15 protein-coding genes are annotated in these 14,077 nt (G+C 43.6%); 2 read left to right on the top strand and 13 right to left on the bottom strand.

What is annotated here, in order from left to right; translation table 11 throughout:
- Positions 1–45 precede the first annotated feature (45 nt).
- On the bottom strand, positions 46–858 hold the full coding sequence (lgt, locus tag MST18_RS13340) for a prolipoprotein diacylglyceryl transferase (RefSeq protein ID WP_180007176.1): 813 nt from the start codon (positions 856–858) through the stop codon (positions 46–48).
- 93 nt (positions 859–951) lie between these two features.
- Between lgt and MST18_RS13335 the strand changes: the two genes are divergently transcribed.
- Positions 952–1,731, top strand: coding sequence for an NRDE family protein (locus MST18_RS13335; protein WP_180132692.1), 780 nt, complete (start codon positions 952–954; stop codon positions 1,729–1,731).
- A 41-nt stretch (positions 1,732–1,772) separates the two neighbouring features.
- Here MST18_RS13335 and MST18_RS13330 read toward each other — a convergent pair whose 3' ends face one another.
- The 4 genes from MST18_RS13330 to tatA form a co-directional block, all read right to left on the bottom strand.
- Positions 1,773–3,989 carry a PhoX family phosphatase gene (locus MST18_RS13330; protein ID WP_180132691.1) on the bottom strand — a complete coding sequence of 739 codons (2,217 nt, stop codon included), beginning with the start codon at positions 3,987–3,989 and terminating at the stop codon, positions 1,773–1,775.
- Positions 3,990–4,209: 220 nt separating this feature from the next.
- On the bottom strand, positions 4,210–4,980 hold the full coding sequence (tatC, locus tag MST18_RS13325) for a twin-arginine translocase subunit TatC (protein ID WP_180111316.1): 771 nt from the start codon (positions 4,978–4,980) through the stop codon (positions 4,210–4,212).
- Positions 4,977–5,453 carry a Sec-independent protein translocase protein TatB gene (gene tatB / locus MST18_RS13320; protein ID WP_180040547.1) on the bottom strand — a complete coding sequence of 159 codons (477 nt, stop codon included), beginning with the start codon at positions 5,451–5,453 and terminating at the stop codon, positions 4,977–4,979. The genes tatC and tatB overlap by 4 nt, the downstream gene beginning before the upstream one ends.
- 12 nt (positions 5,454–5,465) lie before the next feature.
- A complete protein-coding gene (gene tatA, locus MST18_RS13315; RefSeq protein WP_078189673.1) occupies positions 5,466–5,687 on the bottom strand; it encodes a Sec-independent protein translocase subunit TatA in 222 nt (73 codons plus the stop codon).
- A 141-nt stretch (positions 5,688–5,828) separates the two neighbouring features.
- On the opposite strand from tatA, the gene MST18_RS13310 reads away from it, so the two are divergent.
- Positions 5,829–6,710 carry a permease gene (locus MST18_RS13310; protein WP_180106416.1) on the top strand — a complete coding sequence of 294 codons (882 nt, stop codon included), beginning with the start codon at positions 5,829–5,831 and terminating at the stop codon, positions 6,708–6,710.
- Positions 6,711–6,746: 36 nt separating this feature from the next.
- On the opposite strand, the gene MST18_RS13305 is transcribed toward MST18_RS13310, so the two are convergent.
- The 8 genes from MST18_RS13305 to MST18_RS13270 form a co-directional block, all read right to left on the bottom strand.
- Positions 6,747–7,040: a hypothetical protein gene (locus MST18_RS13305; protein ID WP_180132690.1), complete on the bottom strand. Its 294-nt coding sequence runs from the start codon at positions 7,038–7,040 to the stop codon at positions 6,747–6,749.
- Positions 7,041–7,105: 65 nt separating this feature from the next.
- Complete coding sequence (rdgB, locus tag MST18_RS13300) at positions 7,106–7,729, bottom strand: RdgB/HAM1 family non-canonical purine NTP pyrophosphatase (RefSeq protein ID WP_078192870.1); 624 nt, start codon at positions 7,727–7,729, stop codon at positions 7,106–7,108.
- Positions 7,730–7,832: 103 nt separating this feature from the next.
- Positions 7,833–8,423 (bottom strand): tetratricopeptide repeat protein, encoded by a 591-nt coding sequence (locus tag MST18_RS13295; protein WP_078189669.1) that lies wholly within the window; start codon positions 8,421–8,423, stop codon positions 7,833–7,835.
- Entirely contained in the window at positions 8,420–9,013 is a 594-nt protein-coding gene (gene metW, locus MST18_RS13290; protein WP_067763682.1) for a methionine biosynthesis protein MetW, read from the bottom strand. Before metW ends, MST18_RS13295 begins: the two co-directional genes overlap by 4 nt.
- A complete protein-coding gene (locus tag MST18_RS13285) occupies positions 9,013–10,173 on the bottom strand; it encodes a homoserine O-acetyltransferase (protein ID WP_078192713.1) in 1,161 nt (386 codons plus the stop codon). Before MST18_RS13285 ends, metW begins: the two co-directional genes overlap by 1 nt.
- 104 nt (positions 10,174–10,277) lie before the next feature.
- Positions 10,278–11,975 (bottom strand): 2-isopropylmalate synthase, encoded by a 1,698-nt coding sequence (gene leuA, locus MST18_RS13280; RefSeq protein WP_180132689.1) that lies wholly within the window; start codon positions 11,973–11,975, stop codon positions 10,278–10,280.
- 263 nt (positions 11,976–12,238) lie between these two features.
- Positions 12,239–13,345, bottom strand: coding sequence for an alpha-hydroxy acid oxidase (locus MST18_RS13275; protein WP_180132847.1), 1,107 nt, complete (start codon positions 13,343–13,345; stop codon positions 12,239–12,241).
- Between the two features lie 33 nt (positions 13,346–13,378).
- Positions 13,379–14,062, bottom strand: a complete 684-nt coding sequence (locus MST18_RS13270; protein ID WP_078192711.1) for a Fe2+-dependent dioxygenase — start codon at positions 14,060–14,062, stop codon at positions 13,379–13,381.
- Between the last annotated feature and the right edge of the window lie 15 nt (positions 14,063–14,077).

Raw genomic sequence — 14,077 nt, 5'->3', positions numbered from 1 at the left:
AAAGCGAGGCTTGGACCTCGCTTGCTTAAAGATATTTAGAAAATATTAATGATTCTTTTGTGGACCCCAGTCATAGATTTTTTTCTGGTAGGCATACCACATCATCCATAGTCCAATCAGAATCATCGGAACTGTCAGGAACTGACCTTTACTCATCCATCCAATGAACAGTTGACCATTGTCCGGCTCACGGAAGAATTCAACGGTGAAGCGTGCGATACCATATCCGATGAGAAACAAGGCTGAAACGGCATAACGTGGACGAGGTTTTGAACTAAACCACCACAGCACGATAAACAGAATTAAACCTTCACAGAGGGCTTGATAGAGCTGCGACGGATGGCGCACCAACTGAAGCGGATCGGTCGGGAAGATCATGCCGAAAGCAAAATTAGGGTCGGTCACTGCACGACCATATAGCTCGCCACCAATAAAGTTCCCAATACGACCAAACATTAAGCCTGTTGGAACGCAGGGTGCGATAAAGTCGAGGGTCTGGAACCAAGTCATTTTATATTTCTTGCACCACAGTAACATGGCAATCATGACCCCAAGGAAACCGCCATGGAAGCTCATGCCGCCTGTCCAAACTTGGAATAGCCACAATGGGTTGGCAAGGAACTGATCGAAACCATAAAAGAAGACATAGCCAAAGCGTCCACCAATCACGACACCCAATGCACCGTAGAAAATCAGGTCTGAGACCATTTCTGCGTTCCAGCCGTCACGTTGTTTTGCGCGGTAGCTTGCCAAGCCCCATGCAAATAAAAAGGCCAATAAATACATCAGACCATACCAGTGAACTTGTAGTGGCCCCAGTGATATCGCCACAGGGTCGATATTTGGATATGTCAGCATTGCTGTTCCTTGTCATTATGTTTTGCACAGATTTTAGCTTAATGTGCTGAAAAATGTTGTACATTCAATGTGTAAAGATATTGAGAGTTGAATATGTGCATTGTGGCTTTTGCTTGGCAGGTCTTGGATGACATGCCACTCTGCCTGATTTCGAATCGTGATGAGTTTTATCATCGACCGACGGCAGGCCTAAAGCAATGGGTAGATAGTCCGATTATTGCAGGGCAGGACTTACAGTCTGGTGGAACATGGATGGGGATAACCGCTCAAGGGCGTTGGGCGATTGTGACCAATTTTCGTGATGGTCGTGATCAGACTGCATATCCCACTTCACGTGGCGCTTTGATTCAGCAATTTTTAGAATCTGAGCAAACGCCCATTCGTTTTGCGCAAGCACTTGAACAAGTCCAATGTAATTATGCCGGCTTTAATTTATTCGTTGGCGACGCCACTCAAGCCGTTTATATGAGTAATCGCGGTGAAGCGCCACAAGTCTTAGCCAAAGGGGTTTATGTCACATCCAATGGTTTAATGACTGAACATTGGGAAAAGACTCGACATTTGCGTAAACGTTTCACGCAAGAATTTTTGCCGATGCTACAAAGCCAGCAACCACAGGCGGACATAGATGCCGCTGCGTGGGATATTTTGGAAGATGAACGTAAAATCATTCCAGCGCTGCTACCCAATACTAGGATTCAGACAGAGATGGAACATTTGCTGTCTTCAACCTTTATTCAAAGTCCGGTGTATGGCACCCGCTGTTCAAATTTATTGTGTATGCGGGATTCACAGTGGCATTGGCAAGAAAAACAGCAGCAGGGTGAGCAACAAGGACAGATCACCCAGATAGAAGTGCATTTAAAGCCATAAAAAAAGCCGACGATTCGTCGGCTTTTTTTTAAAAAGGTGTTTTATGCGGTTTTTTGTGTTGGCTGAGCTTGTTCTACCGCTTCACCAACAATCACTCCACCATCTTTACGGGTGATGACAACGGTCGCTGAGCGAGGGCGAGAAGTCGCTGCAGCATTGGTTTGTGATGCAGGCCAGTGGCTGGTCGGTTCAGAATAGGATGCTGAATCTTCACCGGGATGTTGCACATTGATAAAAATCGCTTTGTAGTCAGGTGTCATCGTCACACCTGTGATTTCACACTCTTTGGGTCCAGTCAGGAAGCGACGTAAGTTTTCATCATTCAGTTTTGCACCCACAATGGTTTCTTGACCAGATGATGTCGTGGCTTTCGTGCCGTCACCGACTTGACCCGGAAGCGCAGCAAGCATCATACAGTTGGTGGTATCGGTATAAGCACCGTCATCGGTTTGAATCCATAACACACCACGTGGGTCGAACCACATCCCATCGGGTGATGACAAGTCATTGTTGTCATTTAAACCAGATAAGTTAATGTTGCTCGCCATTTTTGCTTCAGCACCAAACAGGTAAATATCCCAAGTAAAGCTGAGTGCTGTGGTTGTATCACCATCTTCACGGAAACGGATAATATGACCGTTGACGTTGCCTTTACCACCTTCAGGGTCAATGTAGTTACGTGGGTTGGCAGCATCTAGTGCATGTGTCGTACCACGGTTCGAGTTATTGGTGAGGGTCACATAGACTTCACCATTGTCTGGATGCACAGCGACCCATTCAGGACGGTCCATTTTGGTAGCACCGACAGCATCTGCGGCAAGACGTGCGAAGGTCAGAACATCTGCTTGTGAGCTAAACGGATAAACGCTGTTGCTTTGGTTTAAACCATTGACGTTATAGCTCAATTCAATCCATTGACCTTTGCCGTCATTGTTAAATTTGGCAACGTATAACTTACCGTTATTCATGTATTTGTCGCCCGCGGCATAGCCACCGTTGACATCTTTTTTATTCCATTTTTGGTCGGATACAAATTTATAGATGTATTCACCGCGTGAATCATCGCCCATGTAAAACGCGAGGTTGTCATCTTCACGTAAGCGACTTGCACGGCAGTCTTCATGTGCAAAGCGACCCAGTGCAGTACGTTTTACTGGGTTTTCACGGCGGTCAAATGGATCAATTTCGACAATCCAACCAAAGGTGTTTGGACCATTACGATAATCTTCTGCTGCCTGAGTACCGGTAACATTCGCCGACCAACGGTCATATAAATCTTGAGACTCATTACTTCCAATCGCTGTTTCCCAACCATAGCGTGAGTTCGCACCCGCTTTTAGGCCATAACGGTTGAGTGCCACAATTTCAGCCGGACTACGTTTGGCATCATCTGCTTTCGCACGAGCGAAGTAACCAATGAAGTTTTCTTCTGTCGTCAGGTAAGTGCCCCAAGGGGTATAACCATTACCACAGTTGTTGTGTGTACCACGGGTTTGTTGACCATTGGCTGAAAACTTCGTACTGACTAAGCTTGAGCCTGCAACAGGGCCTTTAAAGTCCATTACGGTCGATGCTGTGATACGACGGTTAAATGGAGAGCTTTGTACCAGTTTAACGGCTTGAGTCTTGCTGTCTTTCTCAATTTGAATCACAGAAACACCGTGTGCATTGACTTCACGGATGACTTCATCTTCAGGGCGACGACCTTCCACTTTGGTTGGGCCTTGCGGGTGCAAGAAGGTCGGGTTGATGTATTCATGATTCATTACCAACAAACCTTGGTCAGACTGCTTGGCATCATAACGTCCAGAGGTGGTATTTAAACCAAAGAAGCTCATACCGTCATGGCAGTCACCAGAGCGGAATTGGAAGCTCGGGCCAGAAGGAACATTGTTATCATCCCACGCTGGGTATGCAGGGTTAATCGAGTCACCCATCGCATATAGCACATGCGCTTGATAGCCTTCAGGAACGGTCACGATGTCGTCTAAATTCTTTTTCACTGGTGTGAAATTGAACTTGGTCGGTTTTTGATTTGGATCTGTAACTGGTGGTTTGGTATTGCTATTTGAATCTGAGTCATTGTCATCATTACACCCCGTTAATGAAGATGCCAATGCAAGTGCGACTGCTCCACTCGCAGTCTTGGTAATCAAGCTACGACGGCTGATGCGCTGTTCTAAAATGTCACGAAAATGAAGGTTATCCGAAGTGTTGTTATCAAGTTCTTGATCTTCGTTATATGGCATGTTTGTCATGAATTTAAATCCTGGCAAAGGTGTGCTGGGTAAAAGTTGATCACATAAAACTATCGATAAAATATGACAATGCTTTGAAGCTAATGTTGCAAACTGATGAAATAGGCGTTTAGATTTCGCTGCGTGAAAATTGCAAAACATTAAATGGGCACATAAAAAAAGAGGCTATCTCAGCCTCTTAGGTGTAAAACTCACCAAAATTGTCTAAACATCAGTCTATTTAAGTTGTAGTTGCACGTCGTTTTTCAATCAGCTTGCCAAAGAACAAACCCAGCTCAAACAGCATCCACATGGGAATGGCCAGCATGATCATCGAAAGCGCATCGGGTGGCGTGGCAAACATGGCGACAAAAAAACAGCCGACGATAATAAAACGACGCTTCTCCACCAAGGTTTGAGTAGATACCACCCCGATTAAAATCAAAATTAATGTGATGATCGGAATCTCAAAGGTCAGTCCAAACACCAAAAAAAGCTTTAAGCAGAAACTTAAATAACTATTGATGTCCGTCATTGGGGCGACTGTTTCAGGGGAAACACTCATAAAAAAATGCAGGATGGATGGTAGGGCAACCCAATAGGCAAAGGCAATTCCGGCATAGAAGAGGACGATACTGCCGAATAATAAGGGCATCGCCAAATGCCGCTCTTTTTCATACAGTGCAGGTTTGATGAAGGCCCAAAGTTGATAAATCACGAAAGGCATCGCGAGCATAAGCGCGACAAAGAAATTCAACTTGAACGGCGCCATAAAGGTGGCGGTCACATCCGTTGCGATCATGGATGAGGTCATCGGCAACTGCGCACGCAGAGGCTCTGACATCAATTGATAGCTTTGATTGGCAAAGGGCAATAAACAAAAGAACAGAATCAAAATGAGCCCTGTAATTTTGATCAAATGCCGACGCAAAATCACCAAATGTTTGGTGATCGGCATTTCTTCCAAATCAGGCACAGTGTTCTGGGAATTGTTCAGTGAAAGATCTGTCATACGGCCACCTGATATTCTGCTAATGCATCGGTCGAACTTAATACAGGAGCTTGATCTGTTTTAATTTCGTGCTTTATTTTCATTTGGGGTGTAACCACGGCAAATATCGTGCTCTGACCACGTTCGATGTACTGATAACGTGGGGATAAATTTTTATTGTCAGGTAGGACTGCTTCTTGTTGTTTTTGCGCAGTCTGTTCTATGGGGTGTTGCGTTTGTTGCAATTCATTCATCTGAGCCTGCATACGCGCTTCGAGCTGTTGAATACGTTGCATTTCTTTTTGCATTTCTTCACGAAGTTCGGACATGCGAAGCTCACGATCAATATCTGTTTGCACGTTACTGATCAGTCGTTTAACTTTCCCGTACCATTTACCTGCAAAGCGGATACCTTCAGGCAGTTTTTCCGGGCCGAGTACGATCAGCGCAATAATGCTGAACACCAGTAATTCGCTAATACCAATATTAAGCATTATGACAACTCCTTAGCTTTGAACTGAGGAATTGGTTTTATTTTGAGCTTCATGCTCTAGCGTGCGAGGCTCATTAAGCTGTGTATTTGCTGCGTCTTCATCACGCATCGATTTTTTGAAATCTTTGACTGCGCCTCCGACATCTTTGCCCAAGTTTTTTAGTTTTGATGTACCAAAGAGTAAAATCACCACAATTGCAAAAATCAGTACATGCCAAATCGATAGTCCAGCCATCTTGTTATCCTCTTGTTGGTCTGCACAACATTTCAGCAGTTGTAGATGACAGTGAAGTGACCAAGATGTTGCAGTTTAAAGACAGCCGCGAAGCTTATGTTCAGTGTTACTATGCTTGGATTGAGCAGTGAGGGTGGTGTAGTGGCGTTTCTTCTTCCGATATTGGGTTTTTTAAGTGGCCTCGGATTGGCATCTTTATCAGGAACCGCATCGCTCAAATCGATTTTCTCTAGCTTACTTGCACGCTGTTTTATTCCAGCCGTAATCATCTACAACATGGTGTTCTATCAAGCAGGCAGTTTAGCGCTCATGCTCTTTAGCTTTAGTGTTGCCGTGCTGATGTTTTATTTATTTCGCTGGCTGTTAAAAGATAGTTTACGTGCCTTGTGTGTCAGTTATTTGAACTTGGCTTGGCTGGGGTTTCCTTTTGCATTAGCATTGTTCGGCCCTGAAATTAGTGCAGCGATGGTGGCTTTGTATGTCGGTGGTTCTATCTTTGGCAATATGTGGGCCGTTACAGCCGTCAGTTCAGCCCAACTCCCATGGTCGAGCGTGATTCAAAAAGTGGCGATGTCACCGCCTGTATTTGCCTTGATGATTGCAGGTGTCTGTCGAATAGTTGGATTACAGCATTTAGAAGAACATCAGATCTTAGATTGGCTGTATCAGGCTGCAAAAATTGGAATGAGTTTCACAGGGATGTGCGTCTTAGGCATGTGGCTGCGCCAAACTAAGGTACAGTGGCGTGATCTGATGAACAGTAGTCGTATTTATGCGATGAAACTCACCGTTGGCGCGGTGATCTGTAGTTTGAGTTATGCCTTTCTTCCGATTCCCCAGATCGAGAAATATATTGGGGTGATGTTCATGCTGTTCTGCTTACCCCCTGCAGCCAATATTGTGGCTTTAGAAACGCATTATCAAGGAACAGGCACTTCGGCACGTTATATTGCTTCAGGCACGATTATGAGCTGCATCGTCGTCAGTTTTTATGGGTTAATTTTGCATCTTTTTTCGCTTTAAAATGAAAAGTGAATTATAGATGCCGGCAAAGGGTGACTACTTGAGCTGTTTGCGAATCTGCCAATCACGCACGAGGGCATATATCATCGCGATACCTATCAGGCCTGGAAATCCAACCTGACCTTGCGACAGATTAAGCATGATCGACAGCACGATCAACACTGCAAAAATAACGTAAGTGGTACGAAAGCCTGAGGTGAGCGGGTAGGTTAGTTGCGCCTGGCAATGAGGGCAGCTTAGTTTTTGAAAACCAAGAAATGAGCGTGTTGGGATTTCAGTTGAAGTGTGATGGCAAGTGTTGCATATGATCTGTATCGGTTGAAGTGCCATAATTATTCTATTTTTATTCAGGGATTGGAGTTAATCTTTGGCATTAAGATTAACTCCAATTCAAATTATTTCAAACTTGCTTTAAATAATTTCATCGCCTGACCACGATGGCTGATTTTATTTTTTTCTTCTTTTGATAATTCAGCACTAGAAACGTTTAGTTCAGGCAGCCAAAACAGTGGGTCATAGCCAAAGCCATTTTCACCACGTGCTGCTTCCATCACTTCACCGCGCCAAATCCCTTGGAAAATTTGTGGGAGTGGGTCTTCTGCATGTTGGACCAAAGCCAAGACACATACAAACATCCCTTCGATTGCTTCACCCTCTTTACGGAGCGGTTTGAGGTCAGCAAGCAACTTGGCATTGTTAGCGGCATCATTGCCATGTTCACCTGCATAGCGCGCAGAGTAAATCCCCGGTGCGCCACCGAGTACAGGAACGCAAATGCCAGAATCATCTGCAATGGCTGGCTTGCCTGAAATTTTCGATGCGTGACGCGCTTTAATAATGGCATTTTCAACAAAGCTTAGACCGTCTTCAATGGCATCTTCAATGTTCAACTGACCTTGTGGAATCACTTCAACAGGCAAATTCAGTTCCGCAAACATTTTTTCAAATTCTGCAATTTTGCCTTTGTTATTACTTGCAAGCACCAAAGTGCCTTGAGATAACCAATCAGTTGAAGCCATGTGAATATTCACCATAAAACAAGATTTGAGGCTATTTTAACAAGATGCTGTGGCTGACAGGCAATAAAAAAGCACCCGAAGGTGCTTTTTAAGATTCAAAAACTTATTGCGCTTGAATCCATTTGTCTGCACGGTCACGTGCTTGACGAATTTGGTCTTGGCTTAAGTTGGCTGCCAATGCCGTTTTCTTACCTTCAGACAAGCTAATCACTTTGTTGTCGAGCATGCCGTCACGGGTAGAAAGCTCATACCATTGGTATGCACCCATGTAGTTTTTCTTTTGCTCTTCCATCATGGCTAAGTTAAAGCTTGCGCGGTTATCACCACGGCTGGCTGCTTTTTCGAAATATTGACGAGCAAGCGCTTCATCTTTTTTAGTCCCAATGCCATCTGCAAGCATACGACCTACATTAAGCTGTGCTGCAGATAAACCTTGATCAGCAGCAGCCTTATACCATGCAAAAGCTTGACGTTCATCTTTGGCAACGTCTTTACCTTGTTGATATTTAGTGCCTAAGTAAAACTGAGCACCGGGCTGACCTGCTTTAGCAGCTTTACTTAAGCTGTGAATATCCATAATTGAATATTGAGCAGCTTGGCTAGAAACTGAAGATGATGGAGCAACATAATCCGCATGGGCTTGTATGCTAAAAAGTCCAATCAGTAGCGTCGTGCTTAATAATAATTTTTTCATAGAGCGCTCACTCGATAAATTGCGACTTCACCAAATAGATTTGGAAGACGTTTACTGAGTAAACTGTCTTGTTGATCCCCATTCACGGCAAGTCGGTTAATAATCCGGATGTTATTTTCAGCACACAGCGCTTCAAAATCACGGAAAGTACATAAATGAATATTGGGCGTGTTATACCACATATAGGGTAACGCGTCTGAAACGGGCATCATTCCTTTTAATGCAAGGAAAGAACGAGTCTTCCAATGTGCAAAGTTTGGAAAGGTAATAATAGCCTGTTTCCCCACACGCACCATGTCTCTTAAGAGAACGTCTGGTGCATCTACAGCTTGCAAGGCTTGTGCCATAACCACATAGTCAAAAGACTGGTCGGCAAAGCGACTTAAACCTAAGTTCAAGTCCTGTTGGATGATATTTAACCCGCGACTGACTGCAATTGCAATCTTTTCTTGATCAATTTCTAAGCCATATGCACGAATATTGTGCTTTTTGCTCATATGTGCAAGCAGTTCACCGTCACCACACCCTAAATCAAGTACGCTTGAATCTGGTTTAATCCAACGTTCAGCCAGTTGATGATCAATACGCATTAGTTGGTCTCCTTCGGTGTTTCTTGCAGGTGTTTTACACCGCCTAGGAATGCACGTAAGCTTTTCACATATAACGGAATCGGGAACAAGAAAGAGTCATGGCCTTGTTCAGCATCAATATCCACATAGCTCACAGGCTTATGATTGCTAATTAATGCATCTACAATTTCTTGCGAACGAGCAGGGGCAAAACGCCAGTCCGTTGTAAACGAAACAACTAAAAATTGACACTTGGTTTTAGACATCGCGGTTTTTAATGATTGCTCATATTCACGTGATGGATCGAAATAATCTAAAGCCTTGGTCATGATCAAATAGGTATTGGCATCAAAGTTACGGCTAAATTGCTCACCTTGATAACGCAAATAACTTTCGACTTGGAATTCGACGTCAAAGCCATACATAAATTTACCTGACTTTAAGTCACGGCCAAATTTTTGTTTCATGGCTTCTTCAGAGAGGTAAGTGATATGACCGACCATACGGGCCAAGATCAAACCTCGCTTAGGATAACTATCATTTTCTAAATAGCGACCATCATGGAAATCAGGGTCAGACAAAATCGACTGACGTGCCACTTCGTTAAAGGCAATGTTTTGCGCAGACAGTTTTGGTGTACTGGCAATAATCACGCACTTTTGTAAACGATCTGGATAGTCCACAGACCATTGTAGAGCTTGCATGCCCCCTAAAGAGCCGCCAATCACTGCATACCACTGCTGAATTTCTAAACGATCAGACAACATGGCTTGGGTTTTGACCCAGTCACGGACAGTCACTAATGGGAAATCAGGACCATAAGGACGATTGTCATTTTCAGGATTTGGAGAGGTCGGTCCAGTAGAACCGCTACAGCCGCCAATATTATTTAGTGCTACGACAAAGAATTTTGACGTATCAATGGCTTTGCCTGGTCCAATACATGCGTCCCACCAGCCCGGCTTACGGTCATCTTCATGATGATAACCTGCAGCATGGTGATGGCCTGACAGTGCATGACAAATCAAAATTGCATTGGATTTGTCCGCATTCAGTTCGCCATAAGTTTCAACCATGAGCTCAAAACGTGGGAGTATGCGATCGCATTCGAGCTCTAACGGCTCTTCAAAAATAAACTTTTGTGGGGTAACTAAGCCCACTGAGTCAGCTGGAAAAGACACAGGAATAATTCGCCTTAAATCTTTAGTATGAATAATAAAAGGATACCACTTGAGGGTATCCTTCTAAAGTCATTTTATTGCTATTTGATATTTAAAGCATTGAATTAGACTGCAGCAGCAATCACTTGTTCAGTACTCAAAACACCTTGTTCAATTAAACGGTTAGTGCTGGCAATAATCGCCTCGATAGATGCGGTCACGATGTTGTCATGCACACCTGCGCCGAATGCAGACTTACCTGTACCTTTCACTTGAAGCTCAATTAAAGCCAAGGCTTTGGCATGCGCACCAGAACTGATACTACGTTCTTCATAGTTCAATACATCAATCGGCAACTGCAATGCATTTAAGATAGCAGAAATTGGGCCGTTGCCTTCACCACGTAATTGCTGGATCTCACCGTTCACTTCGATATCGAGTTCAATGACTTGCTTGCCATTTTCATCATGTAAGCGGTAGTTTTTCGCCGCATAATGTGTATCTTTGGCAGCAACATAGGTGTCTTTAAATAATGACCAGATCGCTTGTGCAGAAATCTCGGTGCCGTCTTCATCTGTTTTTTGCTGTACGATTTGCGAGAACTCAATTTGAATACGACGAGGCAACACCACGTTGTAATTTGATTCTAACAAGTACGCAATACCGCCTTTACCAGACTGTGAGTTGACGCGAATCACGGCATCATAGTCGCGGCCCAAGTCTTTCGGGTCGATTGGCAAATAAGGCATATCCCACATTTCTTCGTTCTTTTGGAACTCGAAACCTTTTTTAATGGCATCTTGGTGTGAGCCAGAGAACGCGGTGAAGACCAAATCACCAGCATACGGATGACGAGGGTGTACCGGCAAGCCTGTGCATTCTTCAATGATTGAAATGATTTCGTTAATGTTTGAGAAATCTAAGTTTGGCGCAACACCTTGGGTATACATGTTCAATGCAATCGCTGCAACGTCCACGTTACCTGTACGTTCACCATTACCAAACACACAACCTTCGACACGGTCAGCACCAGCCATAATCGCCAACTCAGAAGCGGCGATACCACAGCCACGGTCGTTATGACAGTGTACAGAAATAATCACACCGTCACGGCGTTGAATGTTGCGGTGCATCCATTCCACTTGGTCGGCATAGACGTTCGGACCTGAAACTTCAACCGTTGCAGGCAAGTTTAAAATCACTTTGTTCTCTGGAGATGCTTCCCAAATTTCAGTGACCGCATCACAAACATCTTTAGCAACTTCTAATTCTGTTGCAGTAAAACACTCTGGACTGTATTGGAATACAAATTCAGTTTCAGGCTGTTTTGCAGCGTATTCTTTGACTTTCATTGCGGCGTTAATTGCTAATTGTTTTGCACCAGCAACATCAACATTCAACACTTTATTGCGGAAAGTTGGAGAGTTTGAGTTGTAGATATGCACGATGGCAAGTTTCGCACCTTGTAATGATTCAAATGTACGTTGAATCAAATGATCACGTGCTTGAACCAAAACTTCGATGTACACATCATCAGGAATATGACCGCCTTCGATCAACAAACGCGTGAAATCAAAGTCGATTTGTGATGCAGAAGGGAAGCCGATTTCAATGTGTTTGAAACCAATTTTCACAAGCATTTGGAACATTTTGAACTTTTGTTCAATGTTCATTGGCTCGAAGATCGCTTGGTTACCGTCACGAAGGTCGGTACTCATCCAGATCGGCGCTTTATTGATTTCGTTATTTGGCCATTGACGGTCTGGTAAGTCTACACGTTGGTACATGCGACGGTATTTTTTGCTTGGATCTGCCAACATCATGTGAAAACTCCTTATAGCACCGTGGATAAATGTCGTGGATAAACGGCAAGGTACTACTTATATAGATTGTGTCTATTCTAGCAATTTACAAGTTTAATATCGGAGTCTTTAGTCGAAAGTCGAAATAAATCTGTAAAGATTCACATGACTTAGCTTTACCGTAAGCTCGTAAATGTATAACTAAATATTAGTCCATATATTCCGGAAATAATTTCCTATTTTTGCGTCAAGATGCCATTACTGGAAAATATTTTTCTATAAAATTAGCTTTTTTGAAAAATATAATCTTTATTGATCTCATCGACGGTGGCTGTTCCCATCAATGCCATCGTAATCTCAAATTCTTCTTTCAGTATTTTGAGTACATGGGCAACGCCTAAAGCCCCCGCAGTCGCTAAACCATAAATGCAAGGACGTCCAACTAATACGGCAGATGCACCCAAGGCTATCGCTTTAAACACATCTGAACCTCGACGAATACCACCATCATATAAAACTGGAAAATCCGTAGGCACAACTTTTTTAATCAGTTCTAAAGCGGTGAGAGGGGAAATGCAACCATCCAGTACTCGACCACCATGATTCGACACAATAATGCCTTGTACACCGTGTTGCAGGGCAAGTTCAGCATCATGTGGATTGACAATGCCCTTTAAAATAATCGGTAATGATGTGTTCTGACTGAGCCAAAGGATATCGGCCCATGTCGGTGCGATTTTCATCAGACCGTTAAATACGGGATGGTCGCCATCATTGAGCTCAGGCAATGGGATATGTGCAGGGGTATGCGGATGTTGCATGCCTTCAGGCAAATGAAAAAACACTCGACGTTCACGGTCACGAATCCCTGTATGCGGGGAATCAATGGTTACTACAATTGCTGTATAAGCATGTTCTTCTGCCATCTTGACCAGTGATAATGACTTTTCGCGCTCACCTTGCCAATACAATTGGAACCATTTGTACGGATTGTCCTGCTTTAACTCACGCATATCTGTATTGGTAAATGTACTGAGGATCATATTGCTGCCAAGGACTTCGGCAGCGAGGGCTGTTGCAGCTTCAGCATCAGGATGAAATTGTTGTTGATGACCAATGGGCGCTACAAAAATCGGATGCGGGAAACGTTGCCCTAAAATTTCGATTTGAGTATGACCTTGGGTCAGATCTTTCAGCATACGTGGTAGCAGTTGTATCTGTTCAAACTGAGATAAATTGTCACGGACACTGTGTTCATCCATCGAGCCGCCTTGCAAGTACTGCCACACCATTTGAGAAAGGTGCAGCTCAGCCTGTTTTTCGTAATCTGCAATGGTTTGCAAATGAGCTGGAATCTGAGTGAGTGGCGCTAAAATGTTGTGATCAGTCATTGGTAGTTTGTCCATGTCTATTGACCTTAAGCTTTAAATTTCGGCCCATTTGCGGATAAGGTTGTGATACAGACTAGTCAACTTGACGACTTCACTATGTGCATCACCCAATTGCATACGCAAATTTTGAATGCTTTGATCGAGATTAAATAACATGTGACGCTCAGCATCTTCACGGATCATACTTTGCAACCAAAAAAATGACGCAATACGACAGCCTGCAGTCACAGGAGTAACTTCATGCACACTGGTAGATGGATACAAAATCAAATCTCCGGCAGGTAATTTCACTTCGTGGTAGCCATAGGTGTCTTCTACCACAAGTTCACCACCCTCATATTCTTCGGGTTCACTTAGAAAAATCGTGCAGGACAAATCGGTACGAATTTTTTGATTGCTGTCAGGCATCCAGCGAATGGCATTGTCGACATGGAAACCAAACGTTTCACCATTTTCATAGCGGTTAAAATAGGGCGGCAAAATATTGAGGGGGAGAGCCGCTGATGTAAAAAGCGCGTGTTGTGACAATTCATGCAGAATAATGTCACCTAAATGCTGTGTTAATGGATGGTCTATATCTAGCTGTTGGTTGTTTTTTACATTTTTAGACAGTGAGCCCGTAGTTTTTTGACCATTAATCCATTCTACTTTTTGCATTTCTGTGCGGAAGTAGTTGACCTGTTCTTTACTCAATACATTTGGAATATGGTGAATCACGGTCTGACCTTTTGA

Source organism: Acinetobacter sp. YH12068_T (assembly GCF_024606005.1).
GTDB classification, from domain to species: Bacteria; Pseudomonadota; Gammaproteobacteria; order Pseudomonadales; family Moraxellaceae; genus Acinetobacter; species Acinetobacter amyesii.
Note: the sequence above shows the minus strand (reverse complement) of the source record. Positions and strands in the feature narration are given on the sequence as shown.

Coding starts and splice junctions, on each gene's coding strand:
- lgt (WP_180007176.1), bottom strand. CDS start 858: ATGCTGACATATCCAAATATCGACCCTGTGGCGATATCACTGGGGCCA.
- MST18_RS13335 (WP_180132692.1), top strand. CDS start 952: ATGTGCATTGTGGCTTTTGCTTGGCAGGTCTTGGATGACATGCCACTC.
- MST18_RS13330 (WP_180132691.1), bottom strand. CDS start 3,989: ATGACAAACATGCCATATAACGAAGATCAAGAACTTGATAACAACACT.
- tatC (WP_180111316.1), bottom strand. CDS start 4,980: ATGACAGATCTTTCACTGAACAATTCCCAGAACACTGTGCCTGATTTG.
- tatB (WP_180040547.1), bottom strand. CDS start 5,453: ATGCTTAATATTGGTATTAGCGAATTACTGGTGTTCAGCATTATTGCG.
- tatA (WP_078189673.1), bottom strand. CDS start 5,687: ATGGCTGGACTATCGATTTGGCATGTACTGATTTTTGCAATTGTGGTG.
- MST18_RS13305 (WP_180132690.1), bottom strand. CDS start 7,040: ATGGCACTTCAACCGATACAGATCATATGCAACACTTGCCATCACACT.
- rdgB (WP_078192870.1), bottom strand. CDS start 7,729: ATGGCTTCAACTGATTGGTTATCTCAAGGCACTTTGGTGCTTGCAAGT.
- MST18_RS13295 (WP_078189669.1), bottom strand. CDS start 8,423: ATGAAAAAATTATTATTAAGCACGACGCTACTGATTGGACTTTTTAGC.
- metW (WP_067763682.1), bottom strand. CDS start 9,013: ATGCGTATTGATCATCAACTGGCTGAACGTTGGATTAAACCAGATTCA.
- leuA (WP_180132689.1), bottom strand. CDS start 11,975: ATGATGTTGGCAGATCCAAGCAAAAAATACCGTCGCATGTACCAACGT.
- MST18_RS13275 (WP_180132847.1), bottom strand. CDS start 13,345: ATGACTGATCACAACATTTTAGCGCCACTCACTCAGATTCCAGCTCAT.